The 19165-nt window shown below is 67.6% G+C and carries 13 protein-coding genes; 5 read left to right on the top strand and 8 right to left on the bottom strand.

The genetic code is table 11. The features are described 5' to 3' along the window. Positions 1–51: 51 nt before the first annotated feature. Positions 52–912: a recombinase family protein gene (locus tag DFJ66_RS38235; protein WP_170199942.1), complete on the top strand. Its 861-nt coding sequence runs from the start codon at positions 52–54 to the stop codon at positions 910–912. Then, positions 804–1058, top strand: coding sequence for a hypothetical protein (locus DFJ66_RS45530; protein ID WP_121228979.1), 255 nt, complete (start codon positions 804–806; stop codon positions 1056–1058). The genes DFJ66_RS38235 and DFJ66_RS45530 overlap by 109 nt, the downstream gene beginning before the upstream one ends. A 441-nt stretch (positions 1059–1499) precedes the next feature. On the opposite strand, the gene DFJ66_RS38225 is transcribed toward DFJ66_RS45530, so the two are convergent. Continuing rightward, complete coding sequence (locus tag DFJ66_RS38225) at positions 1500–1856, bottom strand: hypothetical protein (RefSeq protein WP_121228976.1); 357 nt, start codon at positions 1854–1856, stop codon at positions 1500–1502. Between the two features lie 1054 nt (positions 1857–2910). On the opposite strand from DFJ66_RS38225, the gene DFJ66_RS38220 reads away from it, so the two are divergent. After that, complete coding sequence (locus tag DFJ66_RS38220; RefSeq protein WP_121228973.1) at positions 2911–7509, top strand: NACHT domain-containing protein; 4599 nt, start codon at positions 2911–2913, stop codon at positions 7507–7509. Between the two features lie 244 nt (positions 7510–7753). Here the strand turns inward: DFJ66_RS38220 and DFJ66_RS38215 are convergent, their stop codons facing one another. Together DFJ66_RS38215 and DFJ66_RS42335 are read right to left on the bottom strand one after the other, a co-directional pair. Then, positions 7754–8020 (bottom strand): hypothetical protein, encoded by a 267-nt coding sequence (locus DFJ66_RS38215; RefSeq protein ID WP_121228970.1) that lies wholly within the window; start codon positions 8018–8020, stop codon positions 7754–7756. Between the two features lie 602 nt (positions 8021–8622). Next, positions 8623–9798, bottom strand: coding sequence for a hypothetical protein (locus tag DFJ66_RS42335; protein ID WP_147459479.1), 1176 nt, complete (start codon positions 9796–9798; stop codon positions 8623–8625). Between the two features lie 767 nt (positions 9799–10565). Here DFJ66_RS42335 and DFJ66_RS38200 point away from each other — a divergent pair. Continuing rightward, entirely contained in the window at positions 10566–11471 is a 906-nt protein-coding gene (locus tag DFJ66_RS38200) for a GAF domain-containing protein (protein WP_211351450.1), read from the top strand. Between the two features lie 1476 nt (positions 11472–12947). Here the strand turns inward: DFJ66_RS38200 and DFJ66_RS44705 are convergent. The 5 genes from DFJ66_RS44705 to DFJ66_RS38175 all read right to left on the bottom strand — a co-directional run bounded on the left by DFJ66_RS44705 (position 12948) and on the right by DFJ66_RS38175 (position 17411). Further along, positions 12948–13424 carry a hypothetical protein gene (locus DFJ66_RS44705; RefSeq protein ID WP_246030089.1) on the bottom strand — a complete coding sequence of 159 codons (477 nt, stop codon included), beginning with the start codon at positions 13422–13424 and terminating at the stop codon, positions 12948–12950. Then, positions 13415–14164 carry a hypothetical protein gene (locus tag DFJ66_RS38190; protein WP_246030088.1) on the bottom strand — a complete coding sequence of 250 codons (750 nt, stop codon included), beginning with the start codon at positions 14162–14164 and terminating at the stop codon, positions 13415–13417. Before DFJ66_RS38190 ends, DFJ66_RS44705 begins: the two co-directional genes overlap by 10 nt. Positions 14165–14257: 93 nt before the next feature. Further along, positions 14258–14500: a helix-turn-helix domain-containing protein gene (locus DFJ66_RS38185; RefSeq protein ID WP_170199940.1), complete on the bottom strand. Its 243-nt coding sequence runs from the start codon at positions 14498–14500 to the stop codon at positions 14258–14260. A gap of 96 nt (positions 14501–14596) precedes the next feature. Further along, positions 14597–16303 carry an LPXTG cell wall anchor domain-containing protein gene (locus DFJ66_RS38180; protein WP_170199937.1) on the bottom strand — a complete coding sequence of 569 codons (1707 nt, stop codon included), beginning with the start codon at positions 16301–16303 and terminating at the stop codon, positions 14597–14599. Between the two features lie 553 nt (positions 16304–16856). Beyond that, positions 16857–17411, bottom strand: a complete 555-nt coding sequence (locus DFJ66_RS38175; RefSeq protein WP_147459478.1) for a hypothetical protein — start codon at positions 17409–17411, stop codon at positions 16857–16859. A 467-nt stretch (positions 17412–17878) separates the two neighbouring features. Between DFJ66_RS38175 and DFJ66_RS38170 the strand changes: the two genes are divergently transcribed. Then, on the top strand, positions 17879–19054 hold the full coding sequence (locus tag DFJ66_RS38170) for a cation:proton antiporter (protein WP_211351449.1): 1176 nt from the start codon (positions 17879–17881) through the stop codon (positions 19052–19054). Positions 19055–19165 lie beyond the last annotated feature (111 nt).

Raw genomic sequence — 19165 nt, 5'->3', positions numbered from 1 at the left:
TTCGAAGCGATCGTGGTGGGCGAGCACGAACGAGGTTGCGCCGGTGACCAGTTGGAGCGGCTGCTGGCATTGTTCCGGCGCCACGGCGTGCAGGTGTGGCTGCCCGAAGCCGGTGGACCGGTCGACCTGGACACGCCGGAGCACCGGGCGTTGGTCAGGATGTTGGGTGCGCAGCAGCTGCGCGAGGTGGTCCGCGCCCGGCATCGCGCGATGGCGGCCATGCGCGCCCTGACCGAACATGGCCGCTACCTGGGCGGCCGGGCGCCCTACGGCTACCGGCTGGTCGAGGCGGGCCCGCATCCGCACCCTGCGGGGGCGCGCCGGGGCCGCACGGTGACCCGCCTGGAACCCGACCCGCAGACCGCACCGACCGTGCGGTGGCTGTTCGCCGAACGCCTGGCCGGACGCAGCATCGAGGACCTGGTCGAGACCCTCAACCAGCGGCGCACGCCGTGCCCGGCCGAACACGACCCCGCACGCAACACCCACCGCGCCGGGCGCCGGTGGACGGCCGAGACGGTGACCACGATCCTGCGCAACCCCCGCTACACCGGGTGGCAGGTCTGGAACCGACAGACCGTCGACCACGACCACCACTCCCCCACCGACCAACGCCGCCGCACCACCACCAAGCGGAAACCCACCAATGGGTCCTGTCCCGCCAGCGCGCCCACACCCCGCTGGTCAGCGAACACGACTTCGTCGCCGTCCAACGCATCCGCGCCCAACGCCCCAACCAGCACGGAGAACGACGCGAGTACCTGCTGGCAGGTCTACTGCGCTGCGGCACGTGCGGACAACGAATGGAATCCCGGTGGACGCACGGACGACCCGGCTACCGCTGCCGCCACCACCGCGGCCCACGCACCGAGGCCACGCCACCGACCCTCTACTTCCGCGAAGAGCAACTGATCACCAGGATCGGCCACGCCCTGCACCTGCCCGCGGCGGCGAGCCCGCGCCTGGTCGTCGACACACTGCGCGCCGACCGGGCCGTGATCATCTGCCACGCCGACAAAGTCGTCATCGAACAACCACGCGTACCGGCGGGCCAGTGAAAAAGACGAACCCCACGACGCCGGGCCGACAAATCGTCGACCCGCCCCGTAGGGTAACAGTGTGTCCGAGACTTGAACCCCCACCCGTGGGATACATCCCCACCGGGGGGTCGAATCCCCGCGCCTCGTCACCTCGATGATGTTGTTGGTGCCCGTCCCGCCGTGGGGACGTATCACACGTAGAACGTAGCACAGACGATCTTTTGCGTCACGTCGTCCACGGTAGTCATTTGTCCACTATGGACTGAATTTAGGAAATTGCGATCAGCCCGCGCAACTACCCCTCGTGGTGCGGAATCTCTCGACCACTTGGCCAAGTCCGGAAAGGCGAGCACTAGACGGTGGATGTGTCGGGCGACGATCAGGCGCACCAGACAGGTCGATTTTGTGGGGTGACTCGCGGACGTCCTTGGCCACCGATGTGCCGTGGCGGTTGTGTGCTCAGCTGGCGTTGAGGGCGTGGCGGCGCAACCGCCGGCCCCTGTCATGGGTCAGGGTCCGGTCGCGGATGTCGACCAGGGCGCGGCCAGCGGCGCGGGTGAACTCCTGCCCACGGGCGCGCATGTCGAACGCCACCGCGCGCCGGTTGCGCCCGCTGGTGACCTCCGCCAACAGCTCGTCGCCGAGCTCATGCGCCCAAACGTCCTCGTAGCTCTCGAACTCTTTGACGTCGGCGAAGAACTCGACGATGTCGAACCGCTCGAGCGTGGTCCGCACCGCCAGGTCTGCCTCATCGCGGCCCACCTGCCACGCCTTATCTGACGACAGGTGCTCGGGCCGCGCCTGCAGGTGCAACACCCCCCTGCGTGGTTATCGGACACCTGCACGCCGACCAAACCCGTGGAGTCGTCGGACTTGCTGCCGTCGAACATCATCACGATGGTGTCGTCGTCAGTAAGTGGCGGCGCGATCTCGTCGTGGCAGCCTTCCTGCTCCTGGGCGGTGGTCCACACGATCGCGGCGGCGCCCTCCAGGTTGAAGAAGCACACTTCGACCCTTCCAGGTCCTTGGTCAAGTCTCAGGACTCGTTTTCCACGATGCCGGGCAGGTCCATCCAGCGGCGGCCGGGCCGTAGACCTCGGCCAGCGCGGCGACCATCGGGTCCATGTCGGTCATGTCCACACTGGTCGGAGCGTGCCGGTGGTCCCGCAGCAACCGGGTCGCGCGGGCGCGGCGCTCCAGGACCGCTTTCGCGCCTGGGCGTGCACCGTCTCCGATGTCAACTCCTGCCTGCCCTGGTACATCGTGGAGGTCAGGAATCCCCACAGCTCGGCGGACCTGCGCTTGCGCAGGTCCGGTCAACGGTCTTGAACATGCGGCGCAGCTCAGGCGGGACGTAAAGGTGTGGTTCGTCGTAGTTCGCCAGGGTTTCCTTGCCGCCGCCCTTTGCCGACGAACTGGCGGTGGACGGGATTATCTCCCCACCTTCGGGGTAGCAGGATGCGGGTCAGTCTGGCTGCGTCGCCGGGAAGGCGAGCCACGCGGGTTGACTCGACATGTGCCCGGTTAATCTGCGGTGAGCGCCCCGGACGGTGGCTGGCGCGACCGGGCGGCGGGCCCTTGGGCATCGACGCCCTCACCTTGCGCGTACACGAGACGTCGCCAACCCGACGGGCTCGTGAATTCTCGCCGTGCGCGGCACCGGCAGCATCGGCAAGACCACCGTCACGTTACAGACCGTTAACCCGACGCACCCGTGCGTGACCGTCCGCTCGGCCGACAGTTGTGGGCGGCCGGACCGGCCATCGCCGCCCAACAGCTTGGATCGCCTCGGCGAAGCTCTTAAGCATCGACAGCAAAGATCAAGCGGCAAATTTGTAGCGGCTGCTGGGGCGGTGGCGATGAACTAGGCATGGTGGATCCAGTCGAGTTCCACGTCAAGGCTGATCGCTGGCTCAGGGTCCGCAGTAATCTCGCGGCCGGTGATGCCTTGTTCCGCCTTGACGATGAAGGGTTCCTTGTCGAGCCGGGCGATCAGGAGCAGGGCTGGATGCGGCCTGGCGAGGCGGCAGCTTCAGGAGGTTGGGTACTGCTCGGCGAACCTGGCGCTGGGAAGACGACTGAGTTCCGCCGGCTCGAGCCTGACTTGACCACCTCGTGCGAGCCTTCGCCAGGCGAGGGCGGAACGCTCTATCTGACCGGTGCGGATCTGTTCGACAGGGATGCCGTCGAAGATCGACTGGGTGTACACCTCGACAGGCTGCCGGCGAAGGTCGACGCAGACGAGTCGCGCACTGCAACACCGCTGCTGGTGGTTATCGATCAGCTCGACGAGAGCGCGTTCCTGTCAAGGTTCGCGCCGTGGCTGGACAATCGGTTGAGAAGCCGGGACGCCAGGAGCCTACGGGTGTGGCTTGCGTGCCGCACGGCGGAGTACTCCGATCAGCTGACTACGATCCTTGCCCGCGAGTTGCGGACCTGCGTCGTGGGTGACCTGGCACCGTTGACTCGGCGGGACGCCGAAGCGCTGGTCGCCGGCGCCGGGGTCGAGGTGGAAGGGTTCTTTGACGCCGTGGTCGGCGGTGGTGTCGGACCGCTGGCCGCTATACCGTTGACGCTACAACTGTTGCTCAACCTGTACGTGGGGGACCCCGGACGTCTCGACGATGGTCCGCAGCAGTTGTTCGAACGCGGTGTCGAGATCCTCGTGGCCGAGCCGGACCCTGGACGATCGCCATCCACGCGTCCGACCGTGAGCACTGTCCAGCAACGAGTAGCCGTTGCAGCGCGGGTCGCGGCACACCTGCTGCTCAGCGGTCGCCGGTGGGTTCACGACGAGGTCGCCGCTGACTTGGCCGACCAGGCTGTGCCATTGGGACAGGTGGTGGGAGCCGCCGAGACCGCGGGAGCGGGCCCGTTCGAGGTCACCAAGTCCATCGTCGAGGAAACACTGGCGACGGCACTGTTCACCAAGAGCGGGCCGGGGCGCGTGGCGTTCGCGCACTCCTCGTTCGCAGCGTTCCTCGCGGCCCGCTACCTTTCTGCGCGTCTATCCGACCCAGGGCCGATCGCCCAGCGCCAACTGGAGGGATTCTTCCTGGTCAGTGCTCCCGACGAGGACACCGCAGCCATCCCTGAGCATCTGCGCGAAACGGCTGCCTGGCTCCTTGCCCAAGCTCCCACGCGGGTCCGGTGGCTGGCGACAGCAGATCCGGAGAGTCTGACCGCCCACACCGCGGTCGTCACGGACGACGAGACCCGACGTCTGCTCGTGGCTGGACTGTTGGATCGCGCTGACCGCATCGAGTTGGTCGAGCGTTCCTGGCAGCGTGCGCGGTGGGACCTTCGTCATTCAGGCCTGCACGAGCAGCTGGTCAGCGCGTTGGAGGATACAACCCTGCGCTCTGTGACAGATTGGCCCACCCACGCTCGGGCTCGGTTGGCCCTTCGATTGGCCGCCGACTCAAGGTTGCCGGCACTCGCGGCGCCCTTGCTGCGACTGGCAGAGAACGAAGGCTGGCCGATCTACCTGCGTCAACGGGCTTCCCGAACTGCGATGGCATTGGACCCCGGCGAGACGACGATCGCAGGCTTGCGGGGACTGCTGGCGACGCTGGCTCCATCACCGGCGGATGGCAATGCCGCAGATCCTTTCGAGAAAGTCGACTCGGACAGTCGCGCCGAGTTGGTCGGCACGTTGCTCCGACTGCTATGGCCGGCACGACTCACCTTCGCAGAAGCATCTGTCCACATCAGACCCGGAGCCACAGGATTGCTCGGTTCCTACCGCGCACAGGTGTCGACGTTCCCCGACGGTGTCGCCGACGACGATCTCGGGGACTTGGTGAGCTTCACCGAAGCGGCGCTCAGGGATTGCGGTGTAGTCCTGGAAGAAGCAGACGTCGACAGCGCTTACGAGGACATCGACAACGAGGACACTGCAACCGCAGCACCGATGCCCGTGCCGGCAAGACTGCTGGGAGCCGAAAGGGTGAGCCGCCTACGGCGGTTCGTTGCAGCAGTGACTGAACGAGTCCTCCGCAGCACGAGCGACGGACCGGTGCTGGACCGAGCCGCTCGCATGCTCTTGTGGTTCCTCGGTGACGGAAACCGCATCGCGCTACCCACGTCTATCGACCTGGTCCGCAGCGATGGCACCGAGCCCGACGAGGTCCGCGACCGCCGACGCAATTTCACCGAAGCACTGCTAGCAGCGGCACATCAGACCAAAGAGCAAGATCGCGACTACTCGATCTACCGGGTGTTCGCCGGCTGGACCGATTCCCCCATGTCGTCCGGACGAGACCGGGACGACTGCCTGAGACGCGGCGGACGCAACCGCCTGCTCGATGAGCGCGACGCCGATTGGGCGGCATCCCGCGCGCAACACCACCGCGCAACGGACCCGGGCATGGCCGCTACGTTCGCCTCACTGGCTGACTCGCTCGCCACGCCACGCGAGGCTGCGCCAACTGAATTCTTTCCGGTGTGGGAGTCTGCCGAGGACTTCGCGGTCGAACAACGCGACCGGCTGGACCACGCGGTTGGCGGCGACACGACAGCGTTCTGGCGCCTGGTCAAGTACCTGGACGTCGATCCGACCACGGGCATCAGGCAGTCTTCGTACTCCTGGAGTCCCGCGAACTATGCGGGTGCCGCTCTATGGTCTCCCGAGGAGTTCCGCGAACGCTTCCCTGCTGCTGCCCTCCGCTACTTGACGGACGAGCACGACCACCGCACCGAGTGGCTGGGAGTTGTAGGGGACTGGCGGGCCATCGCCGCGATGGTGGCCTTCGCGGCGGTGAAGGACGCCGAGGACGCCAGGGACAACAGTGCCCCATCACCGCTGGAAAAACTGCCAATCGACTGCTGGAAGAACTGGGTAGGCGCGATTCTCGATCAGGCCGGGCGGTTCGGCTCCGGGAACGACTTCGATCGCGACCTGCTTGCCCAAGCGGGCCGATACGCTCTACCCGAACTATCCGAGGCTTTGACGCACCTGGTCAGAGTCCGGTTCGCGCGTGGCGAGACCCACTTCCGGCTCTCCGACCTTCCGGCCACACTCACGCCCACGCTCATCACGCTGGCCGCCGAAGCGATCGAGGCTCTACGCGCCTCCGAATGCTCCGACGTGAGTTCAGCCGGTGCTGAGGAGTTCACTGCGGTGCCCAGCCGCCCGATAGCAGCCGTCTGGTTCCCTCAGACGCAGCGGGCCGTGTTGGCAGCAGGCTGGGCTTCACTACTCACGGTGCCGTTGGCGACCGGTGATCACCGCATCACCGACCTGGCTTTGGACACCCTCGCGAGCTGGCCGGAGTTCACCGACCCCGATCTCGGTCTCGAGGTCGCGGCACGATCCGCTATCGCACTGTTGGAGTCCGACGCGGTCACGCACTGGGCACCCATACTGGACCATGCTCCGGGTTCCACCGACCTGGGGCGCAAGATCGCGCTCAGCTGCGCAAGCGACGACCGGACCGACGTCATCACCAGAGCCCTCCGCGAGAGCCAACTGGCGTCACTGGTCCGTTGGCTGGCAACGGTGTGTCCGCCCGACACCGAAGTCTACGAACCCGGGTTCGCGATCAGGTCAGCAGAGATCGAGGTTCACCAATGGCGCCGCGCAGCGGTCGCCGAGCTGGCGCGCCGCGGCACCCCGGACGCCGTCCTCGCTCTTCGCGATCTCACCAACGATCATCCGGATCTCCTGGACATCCAGGCCGCACTGCACGACGCCCGCCGCACCGTCCAGGCCAGGACAGTGGTCCGAATCCCGCCCGCGGACGTGACCGCGCTGCTCAACGACCCCGACCGACGCATAGTGCGCAGCGCCAACCAACTCGCCACCGTCGTCCTCGAGACCCTGGACCACATCGCCGAAGACCTGGACTCCCACGGAAACCTGCTCTGGGACTGCGAACGCGGCCCTCGACCGCAAGACTCTCCGAAAGGCTCCAGACGCCCACTCCAATGGCGGCCCAAACCCGAGGGCACGCTAGCCGCCTACATCGCCCATGAACTTCACCTCCGCCTCGTCTCCAGGCACATCGTCGTCAACCGAGAGGTGGTCGTCCTGCCGACGGACCAAGGCGACTCCGGCGAACGACCTGACATCAAGATCGACATCGTCAGCAAGGACCGCACCGCCGAATCCCCCGTCATCAGCATCCCGATCGAAGTCAAGGGCTCATGGCACGAGCACCTGGTGACAGCACAGGAAACACAACTCGCCAGCGGTTACATAACCGACATGGGCACCACCGACGGCGTCTACCTCGTCGGCTGGTACCCCCTGGAGTACTGGAACGTGTCACCAGCTAGCGATAACCGGCGCTCGGCCGCGGCAAGCCACGAATCGGTCGACAATCTCCACGCGCAACTCCTGACCCAGGCGGTCAGCATCCTCGACAGGACCCAGTGCCGCACCCACCCATACCTGCTGGTCGTGCCACGAGCGGTCTCGTCCGAGGATCGCGTCTACCAGGCCCGCAAGCGGAAACGCGCCATGTAGCCGACACCGGAGCCAGCCGTGTGGACCACCGAACGGTCCCACACGGCCTCGGTCTCCTAAAACAACGGTGGAACCACGTGGGGGCCTGACATCGTGGGGTGTCGAGGCCGCCGCACCACCCAGTCAGCCCCCGGCGCAGCCGCCTGAAGGCTCGGTCCCAACATCCGCACATGTCGAGGGCAGCGCCGTGCCGAGCCGCCCGGCACCCGGACTCGCGATCCAGGTTGTGGATTGCCTGTGCCGGTCAGCGGCAGTTCCCGCAGGGCGACACCTCGCCACCGACCTGTGTCCGGGCGAAGTGCTCGAGTTCGGCCCGGGTGCCGCACAGCTTGATGTACTCCCCGGTCCACCGGACCCCGCGTGCCGGGACTCCGGCGATCGTGTGACAGGTGGCCCGGTGAAGCTTCAGGTAGGTCGGCGTAGGGGTGCGGGTGGTGTTGAGCACGTAGAGGTCGGAATGACCGGCCAGCCACCGCTCGTAGCCGGCGTCGTCGTCCTGGAAACGTTCCACACCCACATCCTCCACCCGACGGGAAGATAAACGTCCGCTCATGCCGAGAGGCGGACCTGCATCCTGTGGCGTCGCCGGTCTGGTAGCCATTCGCGCTCGACGACGGGCCCATGATCGAGCTCGAGGAATCTTGCCTGCCTGTGCTGCAAAGGGGTTGGTCGGCCTCACGTCAGGGCAGTTCCCACAACCACACCCGGTACCAGGACACCGCCGCGAGGTACCTCCCATCCCGGCTGAAGGCGACCGCCTCGACCGGCCATTCGGCTCGCGCGAGGGGGTGGCGCCGAGTCGGGTGCGGTTGGTGATGTCCCACAGGCGTACGGAGCGGTCGGTCTTCGACGGTGGGGTGTCGGGGCAGATGCACCCGCCGGCGCCGGCCAACGGTCCGACCGTCGGTGCTGAACGCGAGCCCGTTGACGCCGTCCGCGAGCCGCAACTTCTCCAGCAGCTTGCCCCGCCGTCGGCGTCCCACATCTCGATCGTGTCTTCGGCCCCGCCGCTCACCACCAGTTCGTGATCCGGGCTCACGGCTGCGTCCCGCCGAGGTCTGCACGAGGGGGAACCGAACAATGGGTCAGATCATCGCTGTCGCCGAGAGGGCATTAGCTTGTGGCGATGCTTTCGCGATATCCGCCAGCCCACGTCCGGAGCAGCCGGCCCCAGTTTGAGGGAGAGTTGCTCGAATACCAGTGACCAGTGAGCATTACGCCCGCCAGTCCTCCGACTCCGGCGGCCATGAGACGGGCCTCAATGTCCGTGCCGAGCTCGAAGGTCTCACGTATTCCTGCCTTGTTCGAAGTCACGTAGGGTATGAGGTAGCGGGATAGCCAGGCAGCCCACATGTAACGTTCGTATACTGCGGTGATGGCTCCCACGTCGCGCAGCCGCTCGGCACCGGCGGCGACCTGGTTCATACCGTCGAGGATCTGCTGATAGGACTGTTCATGCGCAACAGGGTTATAGGCCTGCCATTGTGAGTCGTCAAGTTTCTCCAGAGCTGCGGCGCGTTGTGTGAAGGACTGCTCGATTATTCGTTGGCGACCCGCAAGCGCTTCCAGGTTCGCAGTGAGGAAAGCAAGCGCATCTCCGGTTGTTGTCGACCCACCCGCAGGATTCACGGTCGGTACCTGCCCCTCCCCAGCGCTCGTGCCTGCGACCTGTACCCCCCTGATATTGCTGGACAGACCCCCCACAAGAGCAACGGCAGGATTCTCCAGCAGTTCGGCCGCTTGACTCGGGCTGAGCTGCAACCTCTGGAGTTGCCCGCCCAGTGGGCCGAGAGCTGCCGTCGCGAGGGGTTCGAACAGCCCCGCAGCCGCGACGGTAAGCACCACGCCCAAGACTTGTGCCTTCATCTGGTCTGCCTGGGCTTGCGCGGACTGAGCCTGACGAAAATTGTTCGCCGCTGTGTTGATTCCATTGCTGATCCGGTAGATCGCTTGTTGATAGCTGGCCATGCGTTCGCCGAACGTTGCCCGCCAACGGAGATCCATGGACGTCGCCGCTTGGCGCTTAGCCAGCGCCGCGACGCGGAGCTCGACTGCGTCCTGACGCCGCTCGAGAGTACCCTGGCGTTGATTCATTCCGCCCGGCCGAGGCTGGCGCTGCACGGTGACGGCTGAGCTGACCGCCCCCACGACTGCCCGGTTTCCCGCGAGCCGCTGCAGCCGTAGGAGATCGTTCGGTGCCATCGCCGAATTCGAGCGCCCTTTGGCTTCGTCGCGTGACCGTGTGCGCGGCAATACCGCCTCGCGACCGGACTCACTGACCTGATGCATCATTACTCCACTCAGACGTCCCGTTTCAGAGTAATGGTCGTACGGACAACTGGAGCCCAAACCTGCCCTAATGGGCAACACACATTGCCCCTGTGGGCGACCACGTGACTGGAACTACTGGCCACACGATCGGCTGACGGGGCCGCGTGTGTTCGGAAGATTCAGCCTTCCACCTTAACCCAGCACCTCTATGTGAGCACTCCAGCCACGACGCGTCGTTGAGCTCAGCCGCCGGCGCAGAACTTTGTTGGACAGGGGGCTCGCGTTCAGGTCCGAACTGGTCGGAGCGCTCGAAGCGGAGCTGACGGGCCGTGCGCGCTCGTCAGACGTCCACGTCCTGCACGGCTTGGGCGGTGTGGGCAAGAGCATGGTGGCGGACGCGCTCGCGGACAGAGCGCGCCGACCGGTGTGCCGACCTGGTGGGTGCACGCCGGATAACGCGCGTCACTGGCTGCGGGGATGCACGCGCTGGCCGTCGAACTCGGCGCCGGTCCCGACCAACTACACGCGGGCATGGCGCCCGACGTGGTGTGCCACCGGCTCAACGAGCGTCCCGGAGCGTGGTTGCCCCGTGCGCGGACAGGTGGGACCGCCACGTCGTAGGCCCGAACAGCTGTTCGCCGGCCGAGCCTACGACCACGACAGGTGCCGCCGCCAACTGCGCATTAAGGGCATCCAACAGGTCATCGCCCGCCGGGGCGTCGAGCACGGCGACGCCACCAATCATTACGTTGGGAGCCTCTACCCGCTGCTGACGGTGGTCAAACGTGGCGCGCGGCACGGTTACAAGATCGCTCGCGGTCCCTGACCTGCGGCGATCCTCGGTTATCGTTGTGCGCGTGCCCACCCACACCGACCCAGAGCGTCTGGCGGCGGTCCATCGCTACCACATCTTGGACGCGCCCGCCGACGGCAGTTTCGACAGCGTCGCCCGTACGGCGGCGCTGGTCTTCGGCACACCGATCGCGACCGTGACGATCGTCGACGTCGACCGCGTGTGGTTCGCGGCCTGCCACGGTCTGTCGGGCGTCACCCAGATCGGGACCGAGCCCGGCCTGTGCGCCTCGGCCGTGTTGCAGGACGACGTGTACGTGGTGAACGACGGTGCGATCGACCCCCGCACCCTGGACCACCCGCTGGTGCGCGGCGAGCTGGGCCTGCGCTTCTACGCCGCCGCGCCGATCATCACCGGCGACGGTCACCGGCTGGGCACGGTCAACGTGATCGACCGCGAACCCCGCGAGGTCACCGACACCCAGATCGCAACGCTCACCGCGCTGGCCGGGATCGTCGCCGACCAGTTGGAACTGCGCCTGGCCGCCATCCAGGCGGTGCGTGCCGAACGCGGTTTGGACGAGGCTTCCGGAACGCACGCCACCGCGTCGGCGAAGCTGGCGGGCCAACTGCGCCACCTCGCGGCCGGCCACCTCGACGGTGAGCACCCCCGGACGTGCCAGCTCGGCTTGTCGAGCCCCTGCGACAACCCCGTCGAGGTCAAGGTCGCCGATCCGTGGGGCGACTCCGCGTGGGCCTGCATCCAGCACGCCGAAGACGTCATCATCAACGAGCGGTCGACGTTCATCGCCGACCAGAAGCTCAACGGACTGGAGCGCTACCTGCGAGCCGCGAAGCGCCGCGCCGCCGGACCAGCGCTCACGCCTCAGAACTCCTAACGCAATGATCGGTGGCGCTGAAGTCGCCGCCACCAGATGATCGAGAAGGCGAGGCAGGGGAAGGCCTCGTGGATGTCGTCGCGGACTTCCCAGCGGAGGCGCAGGCGGCGGAAGCCGAACCCAATGGCCGCACTACACCCTCAACCGCCTCGCCCTGGCCGCACGCGGACGCGCCCCGTGAACCCTGATGGCCTTCCTCGCCGACGCACAACGCCCGCGCATTTCCGATACCGACCAGCGGGCATGATCGTCAAACCGACGGATTCCCTGGGTCGCGGCCTTGGGCGACCCGGGAGTGTTCAGCCTCTCCCGGCCTGACTTGATTCCCGCCGACGCGCCGCGGCTCGGCGCGCACGGCCGATTTGGTCGGGGAGCCGGTCCCGAAGATGCCTAGAGCCCGCTGTACAGCGAAGTCCGCGAGGTCGGCAGGCCAACGCGCGTGACCGCGCACGTCGACCTTGCTGCCGCCGGGCACCCGCAGGTCTGGCCGGAGATCGCCACGATCTTCGTAGGCGCCGCGCTGGACCCCTTCGATCCCAACGGCCAGTCCACCTGCTCAGCGGCGTTCTTCCTCCCCGTGCGTCCCGGGCGACGTCATCCCACGTCCGCGTCGAGTCCGCGCCGTGCTGAAGCTGTGGGCGACCTGAAAGTCGACGGTCGTTGTCGTGGGTGCGGCGTACCGTGGCGCCTGGACGCACTGGCTCAGCCACCGCTTAAGACGCTTCGACACGGAGCCGTACCACCACCTCGCGGCCGCTCTGCGCGGCAGCGGCCGAGGCGAGCGCCACCGGAGAAGAACCGGACCGCTGCGTCTTGGCAGCCCAGCGTATGGCACTGGATCAAGCGCGGCGTCATTGGTCACGGCTACAAGCCTGGCCGCGCCTGTTCTTCCTCTCTGGAGGTCTTCATCTTCGCGTTGACCCTCACATTTCAGCACAGGCCGCCCATCTGTACCACAAGCCAGCGGTCAGGGTCGAAGGGCCTACCGCCGCCGCACCGAGCACGACAGCATCGGCACAAGCACGACCGGACACCGAGGCCCACCACGGCGGACAGGTCCGATGACCAGGATTCGACGTGTCACTTCGAGGCGGCGGTGCGGCTCGCCGCTGATCTAACCGTGCCCCTGTTCAACGCCAACGGCCGCCTGGACTGCAACTTCAAGGTCAACAGGCCACGGGGTCGGCCTTGAGCACGATCAGGTTGCTCCTCCAGGTGCTCGGCTGGGTGTTCGCGACGCTGTTCGTTGTGGGGTTCAGGGGAGTCATCCGCAGGGAATGACGCGGCCGACTGCATCAGGCCGATGGAGGCGGCGGGCACCGGCCGGAGCGATGCACGTCCTGGTCCTCGGCAACTCAGAGGCGCCCTGCCGGCGCTCCCACCCTGAGGTCAGGGCCCGCCCGACGTCGAGGACCGAGGGGCGTCGACGCTGACCGGCACAGGCACCTGCCGACTGCCAACGTCAGATGGACCCGACTACCCGCCTCTGCCCACTTCGGGGAGGTCGACTCCCGTGCCGTTGACCACCACCCCGCTGCCCCGGAAAACACCGCGCCCGCCGCGCCGCGGATGAGTGGGCTCGGCGCGACGCGCCGCCACACCAACCGGGCGTTGCTGTGTCCACGGCAGGATCATCCGTTTGTCGGTGCGGTCGGCGACCCGCAGCGACTGGGCCGAGGTCAGCCATTCCTCCGCAGGCTCGGCGATCTCCAGCAACAGCGCCTCGAAGGTGCCGCGCGCCGGTTCCAGCAGGTGTGGCGCCGCGAGCCAGCGCAGCACCTTTCGGCCGGTCACGCCCATTCGCTGGCGGGGCGAAGTGACCAGGCGTTCGTCGAAGTAGCGAATCAGGACTTCGTCCACGACGTCCCACGCGTTCGCCCCGCCGAACAAGTCCTTCACATCGGGCGCGCCGAGGATGCGGAACGCCTCGTCCAGCAACTGCATCACCTCCACGCGCAACACGTTGAGATGCCCGTAGGAGTGAACTTCAAATTGTTCCGCAGGTCCAGTCCCGCCCTGCGGACTACGGCGATGCTGCCGAAGCTGGGGTCGTAGACGCGGGCCCGGATGACGTCGGAGATGCGCTTGTCGCGCCAGAACAGCGTGACCTGGTTGGCGAAGTGCACGAACAGCCGGTGGAAGTCGATGTTCGGCCGCGACCTCGCCGACCCGAACCCCCTGCCATAGCCGAGGATCCGGCGGTACGCGGCCGAGCGGTCCTTGCGCGTGTAGCGCAGGACGTCACGGCGGTCGAACCTGTACAGGCCATACGCACCGGGCCAGTCGGACAGCCGGATCGCACCACCCTGGAACAGCTCTTGGAGTTTCTGCACGACGCGGAACACGCCGATCCGCTCGTGCTGGTAGAGGTAGTACAGGTCACCGACTGCCAGCATCCGTTCGGAGGCGACGCTCTCGTCGTACTGGTCCACCCCGCGAGGCATCCGCGCCTGACCGAGTTCGGCGGCGGCCTCCGTGCCGATGCCCACCAACTGCGCCAAGCCGCCGTCTGGGGACGAAGGTACCGTCCGCTCGGCGGTGTCGACGGCCGTGAGCATCTCGTCGAGTTGCTTGACGATGGCGTCGGCGAGTTCCGGGTTCGTGCTCAACTCACCGGACAGCTCGTTCGCGACCCGTCCACGCAAGGCCGCGACCCGGTCGAACAGGTCCCGGTACTCCTTCTCACTGGCCATGTGAGTGCCCTTCCCTACCGTCTAGACCGGCGTCATCAGGAGTTCGACGTACCGCTCGACCCGGGCTTGCTTCGTTAGACGGCCGTCTTGCCCTTAGTCGTGCGTGATCGACTTGGAGAGATTCACCACCTGATCCTGCGCCCGGACCGACGGCAACGCGGTGAGCACCCCGATCAATGTCTCCTCCACCACGTCCACCACCTCGGCGGCGTCCCACCGCGGCAATCGACCACTGCAGTACCGCGACACCAGCGGGCGTACCGCCGCCAACACCTGCTCCACCGCACGCCGATCCCCCTCGACCGCCCGCGACAGCACATGTTCCTGGACGTCCACCGGACCCCTCCTCACCGTCCCGCACCACGACCATCGCCCGCCCACGCCCGTCGTGGCAGTGCGACGAGCTCCAGTGCCTGACACCGCCTCAACCGATCAGGCTGTCCGGCGTCGGGTGCCGAACACCAGGCCTGCTCCGCCGACCAGCGACACCAGACCCGCTATCGCGAGCCACCCGAGGGTCGCGCCCGTCGCGGCCAGCGGCGCCGGTTCGGGTGTGCCGCCCGCGTCACCCGTCGGCGGCGGGATCGGTGCCGGCTCGGGGTCCGGTTGGTCCGGCCCCGGGACCACGATGACGACGTGTGTTCGGCTTCCGTCGGCGAGCGCGTCGGCAAGGAGGACCGGCGTGGTGCCGGATTCGCCCGTCCAAGGCCCGACCACGCCGACGTCGTAGCGGTCGGCCGGGATGTCGAGGAACTCGAACCGCCCGTTCGCGTCGGTGGTGTCCCGGGCCATGATCTGCCCGGTGAGTTGGTGGCGCAGGTAGAGCTTCGTGTCGGGCACCGGGCGGAATGTGGGCCGGCAGCCGCAGTGGTTCGTGTCCTGGGTGAGGAGGCGGCCCACGACCCGGGCCGCGCGCAGGCCCGGAACCCGGGTCGCGGCGGCGGCCTTGACCATGCCGTAGTGGTCCGGAGGCTTGCCGATGAGGCAGCTCACCTCCAGGAACCCGGCGTTCGCGGTGGACGCGTCGACGGGGTAGTCGATCTCGAAGATCCGTGTGGACGCCGCCGGGACGGTCGCACCCGCCGCGTCCGGGGTCAGTTCGCCGTAGTCCACCGCGGCGCTGCTGGTCGAGGTGCAGACGGCGATCAGGCCCGCAATCGACCCCCGCCCGCTGTTGGTGAGCGTGACGACCAGCCGTGCCGTGTCCCCCGCTGCGTAGGTCGGCTGGGTGAACGCCAGCGTGCCGGTGAGCCAGCCGTCGACCCTGTTGTCGCCCCGCACGGGCACGTCGGGCTCCCCGCTGCCGTCGACCCGCACCGCGGCGCCGGGGAAGACCCAGTCGGGCGAGTCGCCGTACACCGTGTAGGAGCCTGCCAACAGGCCGTGGAAGGCGAAGCGGCCCTCACTGTCGGCCACCGTCTCGTAGAAGCCGGTCGGAGCGCCGCCGGAGGTGTACACCCGCAGACCCGCCAGCGCCTCGCCCGGGTCCGGCGCCTGGTTCGCGTTCAGGTCGCCGTACACGAGTCCGGTGAAGCCACTGCGGACCACCCTGAGCGGGGCGGTGACTGTGGTCGTGTTGTCGGCGGGCTGCGCGTCGACTTGGTCCGCTTGCACCTCCACGGTCACGCGGACCACTCCGCCGGCCACGTCCGCCACGTAGGCGGACGCCTCCGCCTGGACCGACTCCCCGGGCGCGAGGTCCGCAACGGAGGAACCTTCGAAGCGCCACAAGTAAGGTGTCAGGTTCCCCGAGGACTCCAGCCACAAGGTCGAAGCGGCCACGGCGCCGACGTTCACGATGGTGGCCCGGAGCAAGACGAGGTCGGCGGGTTCGTACGACGCCTTGTCGAACGCCACGGTGAGGCGCAGGTCGGGCTGCTCGGTGACAGCCGCTGGCTCACCTCGCGGCTCGGAGGGCTCGGACGTTGTCGCGTCCACCGGGGTCGACGGCACCGCCGATGAGGGGATCGTCGCCTCTGGGGGTGGAGTCTCCAGAGGCGGCGTCTCCAGGGGCGGGGTCTCCGAGGTCGTCCGCAGCGAGCGCGGGGTCTCGTCGCCGAACGCCAGCCCGGCGGACGTCCCCAAGACCACCGACATGGCCAACGCCAGCGCTCCGACCGTCCGGGGTAATCGTGTCATCTCTCCTCCTGTTCTGCTCGACATCACCCGACGCCCCAACTGTCTACAATGGACAGCGAAGTTCCCGGACAGTTCACCGCCGTTGCCCCCGGCGTCGTGCGCACTCGATCCCGACACTTCTCCCCCGACCCCCTGGATGGCCAGGGCACAAAGTCACAACCCGGCTCGCACACCGCCGCGCACGCCACCGGCCGCCACGGTGGACGACTGGATCCACCCACCTACCCTCGCCGGACGGTCTGGTGGCCATCGTCGCCCAGCACGTCGACGAGCGGTGCGGCTTGAGCTCCGAGATGCCGGAGTGCTGCCACAACGTCCCGGTCGGATCGGACTCCGGGCGAGCGGAGACCACTGGGCCCGTCTCCCCGGTCCGCACCTGACCGCTCGGCAGGTGTCGCGGCGCCCGGTCGGCGCGACACGGACCGTTTGCCTGGTAACCCTGCGCCGACCGGGCGGCCCAGGCCGGCCTGGACGCGCTGACGCTCAAGCGCGCCGAAGTCGGACGGCGAAGCCGTCGTGCTGCTGCGCCAACTGGTGACCGAACTGGCACCCGCTACGTCAAGCACGAGGACTCGTGCGACGAAGCGGACGCGGCCGTGGCGAGGCTCGCTTCCAAGAACAACAGCGGCCGTCGCGCCACCATGCCGATCCGCTCGTAAGACCCGACCCCCCGCGTCGCTCTGCAGCCGAGCCGGGCCGGCGGGGTGAGACGCAGGTCCACGACATGCTCGGTGTGGTCGTTGAGCAGGGTCGGTGGCACGTAGAGGTCCACCGCGGCCACGTCCTGGCGGTCCACCAGCTCCAGCAGGCCGGGATCGCCGAACGCGCAGCGGAACCGGACCTTGCGGCGGCCGACGCCGTCCTCCGGCCAGCCGCGCCGCGCCAGCCACTCCCGGATGCCGGGCAGGTCGGCCGGGCGGTGGGCGAGCACCTCGTAGCGCACCGGCCGCGCGCCCGGGATCGGGCCGCCGGGCAGCACGAGGTTGTTCGGGTCGGCCGTGTCCCCCGGCCGGTAGGGCCTGACCTCGGCCACGAAGTCCAGGTCGGCGACCGCGGCGGCGGTGGGCGCCAGGACGACGTACCGCTGGTCGCCGACCCGTTCGAGCACGGTCGCACCGAGGTCAGCGAGCCGGTCGGACCAGTCCGACGGGGACACCCCAGGCCGGCCGCTACGACCACGTTCAGCCCAGTTCCCCACCTCGCAGAACCCCAACACGCCCGATAAGGGAGAAGCGTGTGATCGAAACGCGAGTGTTCGGCACACTCATCTGCACGTGCGATCAACCGACGACAGTGATCGGCACGCGGCCTCACGAAGGAGTGACAGGGTACGACCGAACTACGCAGGGTTCAACCGGCCAAATGCTCTCTTCGTTCCAGCGCCACATTTGTGACCTCGACTTTCTCGGAGGACGACTCGAGCACACCGCATCGAACAATCGATCGAACGAAGCGGATACGCGTTGCACAATCCGCTATATTGCGGAATTCCGACAACTTGCCGCTTGTTCCGCCGGTCGCCTCGCCAATACACTCGCCGCACCGAAGAACTCAGGCTCGCCATGGGGGGATGCCATGCAGGGCAACGATCGCGGGCCGAGGGTGTGGACGCGTTCTGCAGTGCTGTTGATCGCCGTGGCCGCGGGGTGGTTGACTGCTCTCGGCTTCGCGGTGGACGACATCACCGACAACCCCGGCTACTTGTTCGCGATCAACGCCTTGCTCGGGTTCGGCCTCTACGCCAGCACACGCGGAATAGATCTCACGGAGTTTCGTGAGCAGTGGGGAACGGTGCTGGCTGCGATCACCTTGGGCGTCCTGCTCAAGGTGGCAGTGATCTTCGGTGTCATGTACCTCTTCCACGGCCGTCCCGAACACCTGCTGCTCGCCGTGGCGGTCGCGCAGATCGACCCGCTTTCGGTGGCCGCGCTGCGTGCCGGATCGCGGCTTTCCGAAGCGGGCAAGACCCTCCTCGCCGCCTGGTCTTCGTTCGACGACCCCGTCACCGTGCTGCTGACGGTGTACCTCACCGCATTGACCCTCGGCGGCGACACGGCGCCCCTCGCCGGTGGGGCGGGGACGCTGGCCGTCAACCTCGCGCTCAACGTGGCGCTCGCCGGGGTGGTGTACGTGGTCTGGCGAACGTTCAAGGGTCGCCGGGAGGCGCGTACGGGCGGGACCCTCCTCGCACGATCGGCGGTGTTGGTGGCGGTCCTGGTGGCGGGCGTTCTCGCAGCCGCTTCTTCGCTGTTGTTGGCTCTGGCGTTGATCGGCCTGTTCTACCGGCCGGGGCGCACTGCGGACGTCGACCGCGGGGCCCAAGCCGCGATGTTCCTGGGCGTCTTCGCGATCGGTCTGGTGCTCGTCAACGGCATCGATCTCGCCACGGGGGCGCTGCTGGGCGTGGCGGCGTTCCTCGCCCAGGTCATCGCGGCATCGGTGCTGACCGCCAGGCCCCGGTGGCGCGGTGATCGCACTCGGCTCGCACTGGGGCAGCAGAACGGCCTCACGGCGGTGATCTTGGCGCTGATGCTGGAGCCCGTACTGCCGTCGGCGGCGGCGGTGATCGCGCCGGCGGTCGTGGTGGTCAACGTGCTACACGCTCTCACCAACACCCTGCACGACCGCATCCGTCCGCCGAAGGCGCCCATCGCTTTGCACGCTCCTCGGCCGAAGATCGCGGCACAGGCACCCGTGTGGCCGCAGTTCGGGAATACCGGTATCTCCAGGGCAGCCACGGAACAACGGTGATCGCTCAACCGCCATCCGGTTGAGCCCGCTGAGCCGTTCGCCGGGTCCGCACAACTTGTCGACTCCGGTGGAATTCATTATCGGGGAACCTTATTCCAGGTCGCACGGAAA

The organism is Saccharothrix variisporea (assembly GCF_003634995.1).
Classification (GTDB): Bacteria; Actinomycetota; Actinomycetes; order Mycobacteriales; family Pseudonocardiaceae; genus Actinosynnema; species Actinosynnema variisporeum.
This window is presented reverse-complemented; position numbering and strand designations above follow the sequence as displayed.

Excerpts from the sequence above, each read along its gene's own strand:
- DFJ66_RS45530 (WP_121228979.1), top strand. The coding sequence starts at position 804 with ATGGAATCCCGGTGGACGCACGGACGACCCGGCTACCGCTGCCGCCAC.
- DFJ66_RS38220 (WP_121228973.1), top strand. The coding sequence starts at position 2,911 with ATGGTGGATCCAGTCGAGTTCCACGTCAAGGCTGATCGCTGGCTCAGG.
- DFJ66_RS42335 (WP_147459479.1), bottom strand. The coding sequence starts at position 9,798 with ATGCATCAGGTCAGTGAGTCCGGTCGCGAGGCGGTATTGCCGCGCACA.
- DFJ66_RS38190 (WP_246030088.1), bottom strand. The coding sequence starts at position 14,164 with ATGGCCAGTGAGAAGGAGTACCGGGACCTGTTCGACCGGGTCGCGGCC.
- DFJ66_RS38180 (WP_170199937.1), bottom strand. The coding sequence starts at position 16,303 with ATGACACGATTACCCCGGACGGTCGGAGCGCTGGCGTTGGCCATGTCG.
- DFJ66_RS38170 (WP_211351449.1), top strand. The coding sequence starts at position 17,879 with ATGCAGGGCAACGATCGCGGGCCGAGGGTGTGGACGCGTTCTGCAGTG.